We start from the raw sequence: 18,798 nt of genomic DNA on the forward strand, positions 1-18,798 counted from the left end.
GTTTCGATTCTTCGACATATTCATATTAACAAAGTTCCTTTGATAATAAAATTTAAAATCACGTTATTGGATGAATATAGTTTGAATTTGTTTTAAAATGGTTATAAGCAACTATATCAGTACTCATAAAGGAGAATTTACATGAAAAACAAACTTATTCCCGCAATCCTGATTGGTGCAGCTGTTGGTGCAGGCCTCAGTCTGATTGACAAGGGCACCAGGGACTCAGTGATGAGCGGCTCCAAAGATCTTAAATATTATGCCCAGAACCCGGATGAGGCAAAACAGAAATTCTCTTCCGATTCCCGTCAGCCATCCAAATTCGATTCGCTCAAAGATGAAGTGATGTTCTGGAAAGATACAATCGAGGAAATCAGACAGAAAAATCCTGAACTCGAGCAATCCATCATGGATGCCAAAGATACATTCATGAAAAAGCGCGACCAGAAACATCTGAATTAAAAATCCGGATATGCGGAGGGCTGACGGCAGTTGGCCCTCTTTTGTTAAAGAGGTGAAATTTCATGGCAGAAAACAAGAGCAGCTCAAACTATCTGAACGAGGCGAAGATGACGGAAAAAAAGAACAAAACCAAAGAGGCCGGAAGAAACAGTGACGACATATTCGTCGATGAGGTGAAGTTCAAATCCAAGGCTCCCAAAAATCCCGGCGAGGAGATATATGTTTCCAAAATCAACAAGCCCGCAAAGATAAAGGGGGATCCAAATTTCTTCCAGAGCCTGATGTTCCAGTTTTCAAAAGATAATACATCGGGGATGGCTGCACAGCTTGCCTACTATTTCCTGCTGGCAATCTTCCCGCTGCTGATCTTCCTTCTGACACTGGTGCCTTTATTCCAGATTGACCAGGCCACAATAACTCAGATGATCCAGGACTATGCACCCGCTGATATTGCCGGCACGCTGGAAGGAATAATCAGCGATGTCATGACATCATCAAGCGGCGGTCTGCTTTCTGTCGGCCTGATTGTTACCCTATGGTCCGCTTCAAACGGCATGACAGCCCTTATGAATGCATTCAATGTTGCATATGACATAGAAGATAACAGGAACTTCATCGTCGCAAAGTTCCTGTCCATAGTATTCACAGTAATACTCGCCCTGTCCGTCATACTGACTTTCGTACTTATTGTATTTGGTGAGCAGATTGGTAATCTCATGTTCGGTGTGATTGGCCTGGACCAGCAGTTCCAGACACTATGGAATCTTATCAGGAGCGTTCTGCCGCTGCTTCTCGTGTTCGTCGTATTCCTTGTCATGTATACGACAGCACCGAATATCAGGCTGAAAGTGAAGTCGGTCATCCCCGGCACATTGTTTACGACAGTCACTTTCCTTGTGGCTTCATGGGGCTTCAGCTTCTACATTTCCAATTTCGGAAACTACTCAGCGACGTATGGCAGTATCGCCGGTGTGATTATTATGATTTTATGGTTGTACATCACTGGTGTTATCATTATATTAGGCGCACAGATAAATGCGATTATGCATAAGCGTACTTTACGAAAAGAGAAAGAGGAAGACAGACAAGATGAGTCTATTGCATGATTTACTCGAGTACAACCAGCAGTTCGTAGAAAACAAAGAGTACGAGAAGTACACGACGACGAAGTCACCGGACAAGAAGATGGTGCTTGTATCCTGCATGGATACAAGGCTCACCGAATTATCCACGAAAGCACTCGGCCTTAAGAATGGGGACATCAAGCATATCCAGAACGCCGGCGCCATGATTGCCCACCCTTACGGCAGTACGATGAGAAGTATCCTTGTGGCAGTCTATATGCTCGGTGCGGATGAAGTCATGATCATGGGCCACCATGACTGTGGTTTCGGCGCCCTCCAGCCTGAACCGGTAATGGAGGAGATGGAAAACCGCGGCATCAACCCAGATGTCTTCGACACATTGAAACACTCAGGCATCGATATAAAAGAATGGCTGAAAGGTTTTGACAGTGTGGAAGAGAGTGTGACAGAGAACGTCGCGAAAGTCAGGCAGCATCCGCTCATGGTCCCTGACATCCCTGTACACGGAGTCGTCATCAATCCTGACGACGGCAAGATTGACCTGGTGACAGACGGCTATGAATACAACTAGAAAATTGAAGTAAGGTGTTATTTTATACCGATTTGAGGTATAATACAGATAAGGAGGGGATGAAGATGAACTTCAAGGAAAGAGGCACTCCTGAACGTGGAATTGACCGCATGCAAAACGAAGGCGGCGGAGGCTCTGCTCTCAAAGACTTGCTTGAAAGACATCCTGACGAAGAGACTCCCCAAAATACCGATAGCCCTCCAGAAGATCAGAAGCATGGGAAAACCGGCAGGCAGGATGACATGAAAAATCCCGCCTGAACAGGCTGATCTTTGGCTGAGGGACGGCAAAAAGGACCGGAGACCTGGTCGATACCAGAGTCTCCGGTCCTTTTTGTGTATGTTTTTGGTATGCTATCAGTCTTCAATCAATGTGAGGAGTTTCGGTCCCGCAGCTGTCACCAGGATGGTGTGTTCTTTCTGGGCGACGAAACTGCCATCTTTAGTCTCAAACGCCCAATCATTCTTGCCATCGGTGACGAATGACGCATTGGAGGAGATGAACGGCTCCACTGCTATGACCATCCCCTCCTTCAGCAGTTCATGATTTGTCGGGTCAAAATAATTCATGATATGCTGCGGGGCATCATGCAGACTTTTCCCGACACCGTGGCCAGTCAGATTCTTTATGACGCTCAGGCCGTTTTTGCGGGCGACTTTGTGTACTGCACGTCCAATCTGACTCACTTTGGTTCCCGGTTTAATCTTTTTGATCGCCTCATCCAGGGCCTCTTCACACACGTCTACTACTTTCTGTTTCATCGGATCTCCAGTTTCACCCACGATGAATGAAATGCCTGTGTCGGCAAAGTAGCCATTCTTTTTGGCGGACACATCGATATTGACGAGATCCCCCTCTTTCAATTCCCTTTTTCCAGGGATACCATGCGCCACTTCCTCGTTGACGCTTATGCATGTGAATCCGGGAAAATCATATTCGGAGACCGGCGCGCTCTCCGCCCCCATCTCTTCCAACAGCTTTCCGCCAAGCTCATCTATCTCTTTGGTAGTCATCCCCGCCTTTGTTGATTCCACAAGTGATTTCAGCACCCTGCCGCAAATCTGGCCAATCTCTTCAAGATGTTTCAGTTCTTCATCTGTTTTGATAATCATTATATTCCCTACTTACTTTTAAAAATATGTTTTCAGCTTTTATTATAACAAATTCTTCATGCTATACTGACTATACCGCTTAAATTTAAGAGAAAGAAGTTATGATATGAGTTTAGATATCCGTAAGATCATTGGACCGCGAATCATAAAGACAGGGATTTCCACTTTCCTCACAGCAGTGATATGCATTGTACTGAACCTGCCACCAATATTCGCGGTAATCACGGCAATCGTTACCATAGAACCGACCGCCTACGCTTCTTTGAAAAAAGCATATGTAAGGTTTCCCGCCTCAATCATCGGTGCGTTTATCGCAGTCGCCTCCCTCTACCTTTTCGGGGAGAGCGCATTGACATATTCACTGGCTGCAACGCTCACCATTTTTGTTACCTACAGATTGAAACTCCATGCCGGCGTCCTCGTCGCTGCTCTCACAGCCGTGGCCATGATTCCTTCTGTCGGTGATGCGTATTTCTACAATTTCTTTTCACGTCTGGCAACAACTACAATCGGTCTGGCTACCAGTACACTCGTCAATTTTTTTATACTGCCTCCAAAATACACCGATCAGGTAGAAAAAATGACTGAGGCAACCACCAAAAAGACACATCAGCTGCTCGTCAAAAGAATCCATGAACTTACAGAAGGCAGATTCGTCTCAAAAAAATCCGAAAGAGAATACATCACCATCCAAAATCAGATTACCGAATCTGAAAAACTGCTGAAATATCAGCAGGATGAATTCAAGTATCACAGATCCAACCGCAGTGAGATGCGTCTCATGAACCGTCTTGAACGTGAGAGCCAGTTCAAAAAGCTCTATTTCATCCATGTCGGCAATCTGATCTACCTGCCGGAAAATATAACCATGGACTTCTCTTTGGAGGAGAAAGAGGCGATGGGAAACATTGCACGATGCCTCGCGGGCGATCTCTCCACACTGAAAATGACGAATCCATCCATTCGGTCGTTAAGACGCTGTATCAGAAGGATGGACGGAGAAAATGACGCTTTTAAAATTCATGTCCTCTATGAAATCATCATCATCTATCAGATGATCGTCAAGCATGAAAGGGTCCCCGGGGAAAGTAGAAAGGTGAATACTCAAATAAACGCAGATTAAATGCACTATAGGAAGTCATATATTGTCAGGTTGCGGTATGTCCGCTCTGACAGGTGTGATACCGTCACCCCGATGAGCCTTATGGGTTCTTCGGGGCTTTTTACATCATGATAGAGCGAATATGCGTAATGGAATATTTCTTCACCACGGTAGATTGGATTGTCCGTCATCATCTGTTTTGTATGCGTGGCATAGTCCGCCGTCTTGGTTTTCACTGTGACTACCCTTCCCGCGAACTGATGCCTGTCGAGGTTGCTGCTCACTTTCCCGCTCAAAGTCTCAAGCACCCTCAGAATTTCAGCATCATCATTGATATCATAATTGAAGGTTGTTTCTTTGCCAACTGATTTCCTGACCCTTTCGACGCTGAGCTCTGCTGTACCGATGCCTCTGGCCTTCTGGTAGAGGCCGGAACCCCGCTTTCCGAACTGCCGGACCAGCTCATCTTCAGGCCAGTTGTAAAGATCCTGTCCGGTGTGTATCCCCAGGTCTTTCATCTTTTGTTCCGTTACTGCGCCCACCCCCGGGAACTTTCCGATGGGCATCCCGTTCAGCACGTCCTGCACATTTCCATAGTGCAGCACTGTAGTACCTGCAGGTTTATTCATCCCTGAAGCAATTTTGGCCAGATATTTGTTATAGGAAACACCGCTTGAGGAGGTCAGCTTTGTGGCATCATAGATCTTCTTTTGTATGCTGAGGGCAATCGAACGTGCCGTCCGTTCCCTTGAGACAAGATGAGTGACATCAAGGTAGGCTTCATCAAGTGAGAGCGGTTCAACCACCTCGGTATATTTCAGGAAAATTTCCATCACCGTTTTTGATATTTCCTTATATGTCTCGAACCGGGGAGGCAGATATATACCGTCCGGACACAGTTTATGCGCCTGTTTCGTCGGCATGGCAGAGTGCACGCCGTATTTACGCGCTTCGTAACTTGCAGTGGAGACCACCCCCCTGCTCCATGATTTCCCGCCGACGATGACCGGTTTGCCACGATACTCCGGGTAATCCCGCTGCTCCACCTGGGCGAAAAATGCGTCCATATCAATATGAATTATTCTTCTCTCCATTTTTCTCACCTGACATTAATTCTTAATCAGTCCATTATAACACAAAAGCGAACTCACGTTCGCTTTTTCATCCGTCATCAGGCCGTGCTTCATACAACGTCATGCCTACATCCGTATCTTCGGCATATTCCAAATTACTGTATTTCATCATCAGGTACACATAATAGAAGTCACCCGCGCAGCCGCCTGTGTGTATGGCCAGTATATATTTAATGGAAGGATGCAAAAATGCAAACATCAGAATAAGCAGCAGCACTGAGATTACAATGAACGGCATTAAAATGATGACCATATACTGTTTCCTTGTATACACCGAACCCGGTGCTGTGGCATAAAGCATTCCTGATGTGTAGCCGAATTTTATCCGGGAGGAAGAAGAAAACAATTTGAAGAACAGCCCGTGTATGCCTTCGTGTACGGTAAACACCGCAAACAAGAGTGCCAGTGCAAGCAATATATCACCAAAAGCGATCCGGAACTCCACACCGCCATCCGTCATTTGAGACAGGAAAACCCTGCCATCTACAAACAGCGGCGGTATCAGCATGACGATGGTGATGACAAGCGAAATCACCGCTATTTTGTTCATTGTCTTCCTGTCTTCAAAGATGTCCAGTACATACTTATCGATTTCCTCTCACCCTTTTCAGCACGATACCATAGTGATGCGCTTCGTGTATCTTCGCTAATTTCACTGCCTGAATGATATTCGGGCAGCCGGCTACCGGATCAGGATATCTGATCCGGTAAAGCGCATTGCTGTCCAGACCGTCCAATATCTTTTTAAGCTTCTCTGTCTCATCTTCAAGCATCATGCGGAGCTCACCTTTGGAGTATTCCCTCTTCATATCCGGTACCAGGATGAACGGTGCCTTCATAGTTTCTCCAGCGTATATATTTTCCATATGCGCGTCATACTCAGCCGGCGATTGCCGGGACAGCATTAAAAATGCACGCGCCGGCGTATTGTACATACACGAAAACATACGAAAATACTTTAAAAGCAGCCAGCAATGGTAGATCACCTCTCCTACACTCCACTTATCCGGCACGTCTCTTCTGTACAGTTCATCATTGAACTCGACAGTGCTGAAATAATCGTTGCGCAATACCTCCAGTTCCTCAAAAATCTCTTCAAGTTCCCTGTTCATCTATAACCACTCCCTGTAATCTATAGAGGCTCAGTCCAGAAACTTATAACCGACGCCCCACACCGTCTCTATGAATTTTGCCTCCGGGCTCTCGATCTTTTCCCGGATCTTCCTGATATGGACCGTCACAGTGCTGATATCCCCGACAGCCTCAACACCCCATAGCCGGTCGAAAAGATGCTCCCTTGAAAAGACCTGATTGGGGTGTGTGGCCAGAAAATGCAGCACATCGAATTCCTTTGCAGTGAGACTGACTGTTTCACCATAAAGCGTGACCACCCTTGATTCCGGGTCTATGGCCAGACCGTTTGTTTCCGTACTTCCATCTGGCGAATATTTATCTTTTATCCGTCTAAACCTCGCCAGATGGGATTTGACCCTGGCGACGAGTTCGGCAGGACTGAACGGCTTGACAATATAATCATCCGCCCCGAGATTTAGCCCCCTTACAATATCGATATCCGATTGTTTGGCTGTCACCATCAGAATCGGCACATCCACTTCATCGCGTATCTTTTTGAGTATTTGAAAGCCATCCATATCCGGCAGCATTATATCCAGCACAATCAGGTCATAACTTCCGGTATAGATCATACGGACGCCTGCGTTCCCACTCAGTGCGATATCTGCATGGATACCGCCCACTTCCAGATAATCCCGTTCAATTTCGGCTATGCTCTCATCATCTTCAACAATTAATACCCTTGTCATTTTATACCCCCGCTCAAAGGAAGTCCGACTGTAACCTTTGTACCTCTTTCCGGCTCGCTTTCAATATCTATATACCCGTCATGGTTCTCGATGATGCTTTTTACAATTGAAAGACCAAGACCGCTGCCCCCTGTATTCTTATTGCGGGAGGAATCTTCCCTGTAGAATGGCTGGAATACTTTGGACAATGCCTCCCTGCCGATTCCTTTTCCGTTGTCGCTGACTATGACCCGGGCATGATCGTCTGCAGTACTGAGCTGGACCCAGATCCTGTGTTTTTCATGCATCCTGTATTTGATACTGTTATTCAGTATGTTCACAAATACCCGGAAAATCTTCGACCTGTCTGCCGGAATGATGGTTTCACCTGCAATATTTTCAAACGACAGTTCAATGCCTGACTCCTCCAATTCAAGTTTCATCTCATCAATGATGTGGCTTAAAAGCTGGTCCAGTCCGATATTTTCGGTAAGAAGTCCAGCACGCCCCTCATCCAACCTGGAAAATAAGGATAACTCGTCAATCAGAGTATCGAGTTCATCCGCTTTGGCAGCAATCGTCTTCAAATATTTCTCCCTCTTCTCAGGAGTTTTGGCCACGCCGTCTATGAGCCCGTCCACATAGCCCTTTATGGAGGTTACGGGCGTTCTGAGATCGTGGCCGATACCCGCAATCATGTGCCTTTTTTCTTCTTCATTCCTTTCGTTCAGTTCATTCTCCATCTTCAATCTACGGCGCATCTCATCAAACTCGCGGGCGAGTGCGGAGATTTCATCCCTTCCTCCGGTCTCCACTTTAACATCAAGGTTCCCCTCCCCCATTTCCTTTGTTGCAGCACTCAGCCTGTCAAGGGGACTGATGATGCTTCTTGCAAGCATGAGGATGAGCAGAGTATTGATGAGGATGACTGAAAGTACGAAGAGTACAAATCTCACCGTTATGAATTGACCCATGTTTTCTTCATTTATATCCATCCCCGGAGCGATGAAAAATAGATAGCCCAGACTTATTTCAATGACAAAGAAGGCTGACACAGGCAGTATGATCAGCAGTACACTGGAAAGCGCCAGCCTTTGTTTTATCGTCATTGTGAATCTCTCCCTTTTTTTACTATCTTATCAACTTGCGTATGATGAATGCCACCCCGCCGAGCAGAACTCCCATCATTGTACCTGTCACGAGGCTGCTTACCACAGCCGCCATCCGGGTAACGATTATGCTGATGTAATCCGGAGCGCCTGCGAGATTTCCCCCGAGTTTCAGCACGTCAGGGAAAGAAACAGTCCAGAATATCTGATGAACCAGTGCCAGCATAATGCCAAAGACGATGCCTGCAGCGAGCAGCATCCTGAATGGATGTGCATCTTCACACCAGACCGCCGCCGCAACCCAGATGAGAACCGGAACAAAAACAAACAATGAATTGATAAATGTACCTTCCGTCAACCATCCCAAATCATGCAGGACAACGCGCGGCACAGCGAGCAGTGCCAAAAATATAATTCCCCAAAATGATATACCCGTAAATTTTCTCATGATCATTCTCCTTTTATTATGCTTTAAACAAAGGATAATCGATGAAAATGATCAAATTCTGAAGTATGTATTAAATATTTCTTAAGTTTTCCACATACCATCATTTCAGTTTGCGTTATAATGTTCCACGGGAGTGATTTACATGTCAACATACACAATTGTTGGAGGCGGTATTGCGGGTGCCTCCATCGGCTATCATCTTGTGAAGGCAGGACATACGGTTACATTGTATGACCGTGCGGATTCCGGGCAGGCCACTGCTGCTTCAGCAGGCATCATCGCCCCATGGATCAGTCAGAAGCGCAATAAGGACTGGTACCGGCTGGTGACCGCCGGAGCGAAATACTATCCGGAATTTGTCAAAAAGATTGAAACTGAGACCGGCGTCTCGACCGGGTACAAGCAGGAAGGTGTACTCTCTTTGTTCAAAGATGATACGGTACTCGAAAAAGGATTCAAACGGATCCATTCGAAGAAGGAAAATGCCCCTGAGATGGGGGAGGTCTATAAAGTGTCACGGGAAGATGTTAAAAAGATGCATCCCCATCTTACCGACCTCTATCCTGGCGTCTATGTGGAAGGCGGCGGCCAGATAGAGGGGGCCAGCCTGCTGAAGGCTCTCAAAGCGGGATTCCTCCATCATGGCGGCCTATGGATCAATGAAGATTTTAACCCAGGCAAGGCTGAGGGACTCCTGATCTACGCATCAGGCGCCTGGGCCATTGAACAGGGCTACGCCCCAAAAATCCGTCACCAGCGTTCCGAAGTGTTCCATTTCGAAGTCGATGAGGCGGAGAGAGTGAAGGATACACCGGTCGTTATGGCCCTCGGACCGATCTATCTGGTCGAACTCGGGGCAAACAAATATGCAATCGGTACGACGCACACAGAAACTGAAAGTTTCTCCACTGAACCCTCCAGGGAAAACTATGACTATTTGAGAGGGCTCGCACAACGGTATTTTCCCGATTCAAACATCAGAGATATCAGCATGATGGTCGGTCTCAAACCATTCGCACGCGATTATATGCCATATATAGGGTATGCCGAAGAGAACGTGTTCATAGTAAACGGTCTCGGCTCTACCGGACTCACAGCAAGCCCGGTGCTCGGAAGGGAAATCGTAAAGTTCCTGAATGGTGAAGAGACAGAACTTGACTTCGGTGACTATTCATATATCTAAATGAAGCTGGGGCATAAGTCCTGAAGATATATATAACTAATCGATTATACTTTAAAAGACGGACGTTAGACTTCTGGGGGAATAGCATCTGCGTGAGACTACAGGCTCACGCGATGCCCCGGAAAAGCTAACGTCCGTCTTATTTATGACGGGAATAGTTTTGTCCCAGCCTTGTTTTCATATCAAAGCGATGGTCACGGTAAGAACGTAATATATGAGCAATACTGCATTTATGACGAGCAGTACTGTCGACAATGTATTTTTTCTGAACCTGAAATTCACCGTGCTGAATAAAGTCCCCAGAATCGAGAGCAGGGAATTCAGGACCCAGATATACGAAGGTTCGAATAAAACCGCAAGGATGACAACCAGTAATGGAATCACTGCACAGAATACTATCAGCATAAGATCCCCCCTATGCGTTCGAACAGCCGGGTTGCCATTTGATCCTGAATTCATCAGTAGGCATCGCATGCCTCTTAGCGAAAAATGCCCCCTGCAGTCCCATTTTGATCTCACCGTAATTCATCAGTCGTGCCGGTCCAGTACGAAAAGCCCCCTCATACAGCTTTGCCGGCATTTCAGCAACCTGTTTGAATATTAAATATGGATTGACGGCCATTTAACCTTCCCCCTTCAAAAGTAAAACAATATTCCTGAAGAACCCCTTTAAACATTTTTCATCATTCAGAATATTACAGTATTTTCAAAATAAAATCAATATCCCGTCTTCTCCATGCTTTAAATATCGCCTGCCCCGGCTACTTCAGAAAATTAACTTTGAAATCCATGCTCCCTTTGGACTATAATGGATGGAAATAGTTTAATTTTGAACGTATCTGGTCCTTGGAAAGAAGGTAGGATATATGAGTATTTTATACAACCAGAGCATTCTGAAAAACTTCTTTTATCTTTACGCAGCACTTTTCATACTGTTCTTATTTAATTTCTTTACAGATATTGCAGCTTTAGGAACCATTGTCAGCTTCACGGCATTCGCCGTACTTTTCATCTCGTGGCTTTTTGCATCCCGCCTGTTCAGGATGATCGGTGCTGCATTCGTGTCAGTGGGTGTCATTTTGAGCCTGACTGCCGGGGAGTCACTGATGACGGTCGTTACCAATACAACGAGCAATCTGCCACTTTTATTCTTCTTCAGCATACTTCCATGGATTGGTACTGTTGTCAAAGTCGGCGGTCTTGATGAGAGCATCACCGATATGGTCCAGGATGAACAGAACAGGGTCGAGAAGATTTACGGCAGAAGTCTGTTCACCACCTACTTTCTCGGTGTGTTCCTGAATCTTTCCGCAATATACATAATCCAGCAGGTAATAAGTGACCTTTTTAAAAAGGCAAGTGTGAGCCTCAGGCACGAGTTCATCATAAAGTCCACACTCCGGGCATTCTCACTGGCAGTGATCTGGAGTCCGCTCGAAGTCGTTGTCGGATTGACCGTCGATTCCACAGGATTGTCCTATTTCACACTGCTGCCGTGGCTTATACTGTGTTCCCTCGTGACCTGCCTGTCCGAAATCTATATTTCGCGCAAAGAGTTCAGGAACGTAACGCTCGATGCGCCATTCAAAAATGTAAACAAAAAAGAGCTAAGACATTCGATCCTGAAAATGATCGTCCTTCTTGCCAGCTTCATGTCACTCGTAATGACACTCAACATCTTCTCCAGCCTGGGATTCGTAATGACGGTCGCACTGATCATCATTCCATTCTCGTTCATCACCGCCCTCATAATGCAGAAATTCGAACTGTTCCTAAAAGGCGGCTGGACAGCGTGGCGCAACCATAACAACACGTTGCAGAACTTTGCCGTGCTGTTCCTTTCCCTCGGAATTTTTTCCGAAGGATTCAATGTAAGTCCACTTCCCGGGCTGATGCAGCAGGTGTTCGGCTACATCGACTCATTTGTAGTACTGATACTCATTCTGATCATGCTCGTCATTTACGCCCTGGCCATGTTCGGTGTCCACCCGATTGCCACACTCGCCATTCTTTTCGAAGTCCTAAACCCAATCATCAATGCGGATAATGTGCTGAGTATCGCCATCGTCATGATAGTATGCGGCCTGTCCATTGCACCGGCAGCACCATACGGCCTTAACGCAACAATGACTTCACAGTACCTTGGCATAAATCCTTACAGAATCACTAAAACAAACATCGGATTCGCATTCAGGATGGGCTTCATCACAATCGCCATCGCAATGATCCCAATGCTGTTCTGAGCCACGCAAAAAGCCGGGATCCCCGGCTTTTTCTTGTGTCCAGATCCAATTACGCCATCAGCCCCTGGTACATGTATATGAAGATGAACAGGAGCAGCAGGCCGATGATGACCAGGTTCAATATTCCGGCGAGCATCAGCACCACCATCTGCCATCCTTCATAATTGCGGATATACGTTACCAGTTTGTAGCCGATGAAAAAGATGAATGGCGCAACGAACAGATAAGAGAAGATCAGCGGTGAATTCGTCCTTGGTCCCAGTTGCAGGACGAATACCGATAGAAGGAATGCCAGTGTCAGGACGATGAAATACAGCAATGAAATGACCCGGATCACCCGGTGCTCATTCCTTCCCAAGAAATACACCACCCCGAGAATAGCTGCTATGTAGAATAAAGCGATAAAATAAACCATGTATGAATCTCACTTTCGTAAAAATTATATGATTTTCCGGCGTTCAAACAGACCGTAAACCATCGGCCAGAACACAAGGACCAGTATGACCGGCAGCATCCATCCCCCTAACAGGGAGGTTTCATTGATGGCAACACTCAGCATTTCCAAAATGACTATTGAAAAAATGATGAAAACCATGTTTTTCGTCAGGTTCAGAATCTTTCTGCTGTTAAGATAAAACTCCCTTCGATTGGAGGCATTCAGCCTGAGCGGATAGTTATGGACCTCAGGATGTTTTTCAAGTATTTCCATTACCATTCCCAAAATAATTCCAATTACCGGCAGCATCAATAACTCAAAATCTGTGTCATAACGGTCCGCCCCGCCCGACGCATTGAAATGGACCGGGACCTTTTCCGGGAGACTGTCCCAGGCAAAGATCATCAGGACAAGTGTGAGTGCAAATAGACTGTAGCCGGCTATATTGGCCATTTTCTCCAAAGTTGTCTTCGGTAGCTCAATGCGTTCTTTTTTGGACACAGCAACCACCCTCCCAATGATTCGGCCATTCTCAGTATACTATATCATGCCTCATAAATAAAAACTGCAGGCCGCTTGGCGGCCTGCAGCACACACTATTTAATAGTCAACATCCGTATCCAGATTCTCACCATTGGTTTCAATCACCTGCTTGTACCAATTGAAGGATTTTTTTCTGTACCTGTCGAGCGTACCGTTGCCGTCATCATCCTTGTCCACGTATATATATCCATACCGTTTTGACATCTCACTTGTAGACATGGATACGAGGTCGATTGGACCCCAGGACAGATAGCCCATCAGATTCACACCATCTTCGATTGCCTCACTCATCTGCTCGATATGCTTTTTGAGGTAATCGATACGGTAGTCATCGTAAACCTTCTTGTCCTCAGTCAACTCGTCATACGCACCGAGACCATTTTCGACGATGAACAATGGTTTCTGATACCTGTCCCACATGTCGTTCAATACGACTCTGAGACCGATCGGGTCAATCTGCCAGCCCCAGTCCGATGCTTCAAGATATGGGTTTTTGACACCTCTGACAAGGTTGCCTGAAGTTTCCTCTCCGCCTTCGCTGGCTGAAACTGTCATCGACATATAGTAACTGAAGGAAATGTAGTCGACCGGATATTCCCTGAGAAGTTCAAGGTCCCCGTCTTTGATATCAAGCTCTATGTTATTCTCTTTGAAGAAACGTTTGATGAAATTAGGATATTCACCTCTTGCATGAACGTCCGTGTACATCAGGTTTTTCTGATTTTCCTGCTGGGCAAGGAGGACATCCGCCGGATTACTCGTATAAGGATAGAATGACATCCTCGCAAGCATGCATCCCATAAGGGCATCCGGGGCTATCTCACGCAGCTTTTTTGTTGCGATGCTGCTTGCAACAAACTGATGGTGAAGTGCCTGATAAGATGTCTGCTTCGGTTTTTCCTCCAAATCGCTCAGTACACCCCCGCCCGTGTAAGGGCTGATGTTCATGATATTGATTTCGTTGAAGGTCATCCAATACTTGACGTAGTCCTTATACCTGTTGAAAACAGTCTCTGCATACCTTACAAAATGGTCGATGACTTCCCTGGATTTCCAGCCGTTGTACTTTTCAATCAGACCGTACGGTGTCTCGTAATGTGACAGGGTGACAACAGGCTCGATGTCATATTTCTTCAACTCTTTGAACATGTCTTCATAGTACTGCAGTCCGGCCTCATTCGGTTCCCCATCATAACCTTTAGGGAAAATGCGTGACCAATGGATGGACAGTCTGAATGACTTGAAGCCCATTTCAGCAAACATTCTGATATCCTCTTTGTACCTGTGGTAGAAGTCAATGCCCTCACGTTTCGGGAAACGGCCGTCATGACCGCCTGCCAAAATCCTTTTGATGACTTCAGAATCCACTTCCATCGAGTTATCCTTTTCCCTCTTTTCTTTCGGGATATACTCCACGAAATCAGCAGCACTGAGTCCTTTGCCCGCTTCATCATAAGCACCTTCAATCTGGTTCGCTGCTGTAGCACCGCCCCACAGGAAGTCTTTTGTAAATGCCATTATTAATCAACCTTTCCTTCTAAATTTATATGTTCTCTAACTTATTCCTCAAATCAGTCCAAAGTGGCGGAATGCATTATAAAGGCCGTCATCTTTCACGTCACCGGTGATATAATCAGCCGCCTCTTTGATTTCCGGCCCGCCATTTCCCATCGCGACTCCGACACTGCAATGGCCGATCATCGGTATGTCCACCTTGGCGTCACCGAAGGCAAGAGTATCACCGATATCTTTCTCAAGATGTTCGATCAGGATATCGACGGCTGTTGCCTTTGTAATATCTTTCAGCGTAACATCTCCGAACAGGGCTTTTTCTTTGGCACCACCCCAGGTGCCGACTTTCAGTTCAGGAAATCTGGCTTTTGCCACAAGATAGTCATCGTAGCTGTCCAGTATGAAACTGATCTTGTTTATATCACCGCGGTAAGGGTCTTCACCGAATATCATGTCCGGAAATACTTTACGTACAGTCATTTTATCTGCATCAGGCTTGCCCTTGTAATCCACATACTGCTGGATGGTGCTTTCACCGCGGTCTTCAAATCTCCCGCTTCCGAACAGCCCGGCATTGCTCTCAAGATAATATTCAAGATTGCGTCCCGCCAGCCAGTCCACGATGCTTCTCGTTTCCGTTTCGGATAGCGTTCTGTGCAGAATAACCTCATCATCGCTCTCCACATAGCTGCCGTTGCCGCCGATATAGCCATCAAACCCGATATCCAATATATAATCATACATTTCAGCCTTGCTGCGACCTGTCACTGTATAGATTTTATTGCCGTTCTTCCGTGCTTTTCGGATGGCACTCACGGCCGATTCCGGTAATTTATTTTCGTAGGACACAAGCGTGCCGTCCACATCAAGAAATACGATCTTTGAATTCAATTCCATTCCTCCATCACGTATGGTTGAAGCTTTTCACTAATTCAGATGCCTGGTCCTTACTGATCATCCCCCCTTTCCACTGTCATGATCAGTTCTTCCTGTTTGATATGGTCAGCATCATTAAAACCGATGTCTGGGAAATCAGCAGAATTCGTCACGATGATTGGGGTAACGGTGCTGTAACCCGCTTCTTTGATACTTTCAATGTCGAATTTTATAAGAGGATCTCCGATTTTGACCCGCTGACCATCTTTGACCAGAATCTCATAATGCTGTCCCTGCAGCTGTACAGTATCCAGCCCGATGTGTATCAGTATTTCAATACCGCTGTCAGACTTCAGCCCAGCTGCATGACCGGTCGGGAACACTGTGACGACTTCCCCGTTGAACGGTGCGACAGCCTCGCCCAGTTCCGGCTCTATGGCTATGCCCTTACCCATGCTTTCACTAGCAAACACCTGATCTTCAACATCTTTAAGCTGAATCATCCTGCCATCCATTGGGGACATGACATCATTTTCATTTAACGCAGGCGCACTCACTTCTGCTGCCTGTACATTCCCAGTGGAGACATTTTCTTGATTGATAGTCTGAGGAGCAGCCGCAGTACCTTCTTTGTATGTGAAGTAAACGATAACGAACGCGAGGACAAAAGTTATAATAGTGGCAAGCACTGCCATCACAACCGGGAAGCCTATCCCTTCCGGACCGATAAAGGATGGATAACTGAAAATCCCCAATCCACCGAGCATATAAAAACCTGCTCCGGCCAGACCGATTATACCCCCGCCTGCTGCAGAAGCGACACAGCCCCATATGAACGGCCATTTCTTAGGAAGAGTCACACCGTATATCGCCGGTTCTGTCACACCGAACACCCCCGATATGAATGCGGGTATGCTTAACGTCTTCAGTTTCTCGTTTCTTGTTTTCAGCATGACCGCAAGAACTGCACCGATCTGCCCGAATGACGGGATGGCTGCTGCGGCCAATATAGGGTCAAAACCACCTGTGGCGATATTGTTCAGACCGATTGGTACAAGCCCCCAGTGCAATCCGAAAATAACAAGCGCCTGCCAAAGCCCGGCTACAAGCACTCCCATAAGAATCGGCGACATTTCATAGATGCCTGATGCTCCTGAACCGATGATCTGACTGATCCATGTAGATATAGGACCAATGACCATGAATGTCAGAGGTACTACTATAAGCATTGTAAAAAATGGAACCAGGAATAATTTCACAACATCCGGAATAACTTTTCTTGCGAATTTTTCAATATATGATGCAAAATAGACCGCCAGAATGATTGGTACCACTGAGGTAGCATAACTCATCAGTATTATTGGTATCCCGAATAATTCAATATAGATCGGTGTTTCAAATATCGTTCCTCCGAAAATTGTGTATAATGCTTCCCCCTCCATAACCTCTGCTATGGCCGGATAAGTAAGTGCAGCACCGATTCCCATACCTACAAACGGAATCACATTGAATTTCTTGGCTGCAGCATATCCGAGGAATATCGGCAGGAAGTGGAAGAACGCATCCCCTGTTGCATTAAGCAATATATACAGGCCATCCTCCTCTGTCACCCAGCCAAATGCAAGAATCATGGCAGTCAATCCTTTAATCATGCCGGTGGCGGCAAGCACTCCGAGTATCGGCTGGAAGATGCCGGAGATGATATCGATGAGGGTGTTAAATACAGATCCTTTTTTCCCGTCTCCACTCCCATCATTTTGCGAATTGTCACCTTCGCTGATGTTCGCAGTATTTGTAACAGCTTTATAGACGTCCGGCACATGGTTGCCGATGACCACCTGGTACTGTCCGCCGCTCTGCATCACAGTGACGATTTCATCATTATTCTTCAACATATCTGTATTCGCCTTATCCTCATCTTTCAATTTGAAACGCAGGCGTGTGATACAGTGTGTCAGTGAATCGATGTTCTCTTTACCACCGACATTTTCGACGATGAACTTTGATAATTCTTCGTACTTCATGATTTTCCTCCCTCTGACCTCAAAAATAAAAACCTAAACATCGCGATATTTGCCGGCCGATCAGTTCCGGTATATCATCAAAGTTTAGGTTTTGCCTGATTGAACAGTTACAATCCTTCATATTTAATTTTGAACAAAAGAAAAACCCACATAGAATCCACCTGTAGCATGGAATCAATGCGGGTTTTGCCTGATTGAACAGTTACAATCCCAACGTACGTTTTGTTGTTGAATCAAATATAATACTAATCTATGGAAATGTCAACGCTTACATCTGAATCTTTCTTCTCAGCCGTTCAATATGCAGCACCAGATACATCTCTTCATCCGTTGACAGTGCATATCCGTAGTTGTTTACCAGATACGAATCGATTTTGGGAATGACTTTGAAAGTATCCCCGTGCTTCTTTTTCAACAGATTGAACATTTCCTCGTCTGTGATGCCTTCCAGGGTCTCGTTATGTGTCACGCGCTGTGCGAAGAATTTGAGATGGGTGATGAATCTCATATACTGGATGGAGTCTTCATCAAATTTCAAATTAAAATGGTATTTGACGATGTTCAGCATATCTTGTGTAATTTTGGTGATATCACGCAATTTACCCACATCCTCATTCATGGCACCATTTGCCAGATGGAATGCGATGAACCCCGCCTCGTCAAGCGGCAGTTCAACTTCCAGCTCATCATGAATATGTTCAATGCTTTCCAGCCCCAGCTGATATTCAGCACGGTAAAGGTTCTTGATTTCATAGAGCAGAGGATTTTTAATTTCCATACCTTCTTTTGCCCTGACGATCGAATAATTGATGTGGTCCGTCAATGCCAGAAATACTGTGGTATTTATCCCCCTGTCCAGTTTTTCTTCGGCCTTTTCCAGAATATGCTGGCACACTGTCATCACTTCATCCGGAATTTCCGAAATCAGTTCATCGACATAATTCCTGTTCTCGGATTTCACTTCAAAGATTTTATCAATTTTCCCGTTATCAACAAAGTCGCCTTTCTTTTTACCAAAAACGATTCCTCTTCCGGATATGATGACTTCTTCACCTGCGTCATTCAGAGCGCTGGCTATATTGTTATTATAGATTTTTTGAATTTTCATAGCGCCAAACTCCCCGTTCACTTGTTGCACATTTTAGCTTGCCGTTCAT

The 18,798-nt window shown here is 45.8% G+C and carries 22 protein-coding genes; 7 read left to right on the plus strand and 15 right to left on the minus strand.

All coding sequences use genetic code 11. The features are described from left to right. The first annotated feature begins 141 nt into the window (after positions 1-141). From C792_RS0109885 to C792_RS0109900, 4 genes are all read left to right on the plus strand, one after another. A complete protein-coding gene (locus C792_RS0109885; protein ID WP_017549283.1) occupies positions 142-462 on the plus strand; it encodes a hypothetical protein in 321 nt (106 codons plus the stop codon). Between the two features lie 62 nt (positions 463-524). Beyond that, entirely contained in the window at positions 525-1,568 is a 1,044-nt protein-coding gene (locus C792_RS0109890) for a YihY/virulence factor BrkB family protein (RefSeq protein ID WP_017549284.1), read from the plus strand. Next, a complete protein-coding gene (locus C792_RS0109895) occupies positions 1,552-2,118 on the plus strand; it encodes a beta-class carbonic anhydrase (protein ID WP_017549285.1) in 567 nt (188 codons plus the stop codon). The genes C792_RS0109890 and C792_RS0109895 overlap by 17 nt, the downstream gene beginning before the upstream one ends. A gap of 65 nt (positions 2,119-2,183) precedes the next feature. Beyond that, complete coding sequence (locus tag C792_RS0109900) at positions 2,184-2,378, plus strand: hypothetical protein (RefSeq protein ID WP_017549286.1); 195 nt, start codon at positions 2,184-2,186, stop codon at positions 2,376-2,378. Between the two features lie 96 nt (positions 2,379-2,474). Here the strand turns inward: C792_RS0109900 and map are convergent, their stop codons facing one another. Beyond that, positions 2,475-3,230 carry a type I methionyl aminopeptidase gene (gene map / locus C792_RS0109905; protein WP_017549287.1) on the minus strand — a complete coding sequence of 252 codons (756 nt, stop codon included), beginning with the start codon at positions 3,228-3,230 and terminating at the stop codon, positions 2,475-2,477. A gap of 106 nt (positions 3,231-3,336) precedes the next feature. Between map and C792_RS0109910 the strand changes: the two genes are divergently transcribed. After that, positions 3,337-4,353 carry an FUSC family protein gene (locus tag C792_RS0109910; protein ID WP_017549288.1) on the plus strand — a complete coding sequence of 339 codons (1,017 nt, stop codon included), beginning with the start codon at positions 3,337-3,339 and terminating at the stop codon, positions 4,351-4,353. A gap of 5 nt (positions 4,354-4,358) precedes the next feature. Here the strand turns inward: C792_RS0109910 and dinB are convergent, their stop codons facing one another. From dinB to C792_RS0109940, 6 genes are all read right to left on the minus strand, one after another. Continuing rightward, complete coding sequence (dinB, locus tag C792_RS0109915; RefSeq protein ID WP_017549289.1) at positions 4,359-5,426, minus strand: DNA polymerase IV; 1,068 nt, start codon at positions 5,424-5,426, stop codon at positions 4,359-4,361. A gap of 67 nt (positions 5,427-5,493) precedes the next feature. After that, positions 5,494-6,015, minus strand: coding sequence for a DUF3267 domain-containing protein (locus C792_RS0109920; RefSeq protein WP_017549290.1), 522 nt, complete (start codon positions 6,013-6,015; stop codon positions 5,494-5,496). Positions 6,016-6,049: 34 nt separating this feature from the next. Continuing rightward, positions 6,050-6,577, minus strand: coding sequence for a DinB family protein (locus C792_RS0109925; RefSeq protein ID WP_017549291.1), 528 nt, complete (start codon positions 6,575-6,577; stop codon positions 6,050-6,052). 30 nt (positions 6,578-6,607) lie between these two features. Next, positions 6,608-7,288 carry a response regulator transcription factor gene (locus tag C792_RS0109930; protein ID WP_017549292.1) on the minus strand — a complete coding sequence of 227 codons (681 nt, stop codon included), beginning with the start codon at positions 7,286-7,288 and terminating at the stop codon, positions 6,608-6,610. Beyond that, positions 7,285-8,376, minus strand: a complete 1,092-nt coding sequence (locus tag C792_RS14455; RefSeq protein WP_017549293.1) for a sensor histidine kinase — start codon at positions 8,374-8,376, stop codon at positions 7,285-7,287. Before C792_RS14455 ends, C792_RS0109930 begins: the two co-directional genes overlap by 4 nt. Positions 8,377-8,398: 22 nt before the next feature. Next, the gene (locus C792_RS0109940) at positions 8,399-8,824 is read right to left on the minus strand and encodes a hypothetical protein (RefSeq protein ID WP_017549294.1); all 426 of its coding nucleotides are present in this window, start codon (positions 8,822-8,824) and stop codon (positions 8,399-8,401) included. A 142-nt stretch (positions 8,825-8,966) separates the two neighbouring features. Here C792_RS0109940 and C792_RS0109945 point away from each other — a divergent pair, with 142 nt between their 5' ends. Further along, positions 8,967-10,007 carry an NAD(P)/FAD-dependent oxidoreductase gene (locus C792_RS0109945; protein WP_017549295.1) on the plus strand — a complete coding sequence of 347 codons (1,041 nt, stop codon included), beginning with the start codon at positions 8,967-8,969 and terminating at the stop codon, positions 10,005-10,007. Between the two features lie 177 nt (positions 10,008-10,184). On the opposite strand, the gene C792_RS0109950 is transcribed toward C792_RS0109945, so the two are convergent. After that, a complete protein-coding gene (locus C792_RS0109950; RefSeq protein WP_017549296.1) occupies positions 10,185-10,412 on the minus strand; it encodes a hypothetical protein in 228 nt (75 codons plus the stop codon). Between the two features lie 10 nt (positions 10,413-10,422). Beyond that, on the minus strand, positions 10,423-10,629 hold the full coding sequence (locus C792_RS0109955; RefSeq protein WP_017549297.1) for a VOC family protein: 207 nt from the start codon (positions 10,627-10,629) through the stop codon (positions 10,423-10,425). A gap of 244 nt (positions 10,630-10,873) precedes the next feature. On the opposite strand from C792_RS0109955, the gene C792_RS0109960 reads away from it, so the two are divergent. Continuing rightward, positions 10,874-12,250, plus strand: a complete 1,377-nt coding sequence (locus C792_RS0109960) for a hypothetical protein (protein ID WP_017549298.1) — start codon at positions 10,874-10,876, stop codon at positions 12,248-12,250. A gap of 49 nt (positions 12,251-12,299) precedes the next feature. Here C792_RS0109960 and C792_RS0109965 read toward each other — a convergent pair whose 3' ends face one another. The 6 genes from C792_RS0109965 to licT all read right to left on the minus strand — a co-directional run bounded on the left by C792_RS0109965 (position 12,300) and on the right by licT (position 18,749). Then, positions 12,300-12,608 carry a hypothetical protein gene (locus C792_RS0109965; protein ID WP_017549299.1) on the minus strand — a complete coding sequence of 103 codons (309 nt, stop codon included), beginning with the start codon at positions 12,606-12,608 and terminating at the stop codon, positions 12,300-12,302. An 81-nt stretch (positions 12,609-12,689) separates the two neighbouring features. After that, a complete protein-coding gene (locus C792_RS0109970; RefSeq protein WP_017549300.1) occupies positions 12,690-13,187 on the minus strand; it encodes a DUF1648 domain-containing protein in 498 nt (165 codons plus the stop codon). A gap of 99 nt (positions 13,188-13,286) precedes the next feature. Beyond that, on the minus strand, positions 13,287-14,747 hold the full coding sequence (locus C792_RS0109975; RefSeq protein WP_017549301.1) for a glycoside hydrolase family 1 protein: 1,461 nt from the start codon (positions 14,745-14,747) through the stop codon (positions 13,287-13,289). Positions 14,748-14,795: 48 nt separating this feature from the next. Further along, positions 14,796-15,632, minus strand: a complete 837-nt coding sequence (locus C792_RS0109980; protein WP_017549302.1) for a Cof-type HAD-IIB family hydrolase — start codon at positions 15,630-15,632, stop codon at positions 14,796-14,798. A 56-nt stretch (positions 15,633-15,688) separates the two neighbouring features. Further along, the gene (locus tag C792_RS0109985; RefSeq protein WP_017549303.1) at positions 15,689-17,641 is read right to left on the minus strand and encodes a beta-glucoside-specific PTS transporter subunit IIABC; all 1,953 of its coding nucleotides are present in this window, start codon (positions 17,639-17,641) and stop codon (positions 15,689-15,691) included. A gap of 268 nt (positions 17,642-17,909) precedes the next feature. Beyond that, positions 17,910-18,749, minus strand: coding sequence for a BglG family transcription antiterminator LicT (gene licT, locus C792_RS0109990; RefSeq protein ID WP_017549304.1), 840 nt, complete (start codon positions 18,747-18,749; stop codon positions 17,910-17,912). Positions 18,750-18,798 lie beyond the last annotated feature (49 nt).

Origin of the sequence: Salinicoccus carnicancri Crm (assembly GCF_000330705.1) — a bacterium.
Lineage (GTDB): Bacteria > Bacillota > Bacilli > Staphylococcales > Salinicoccaceae > Salinicoccus > Salinicoccus carnicancri.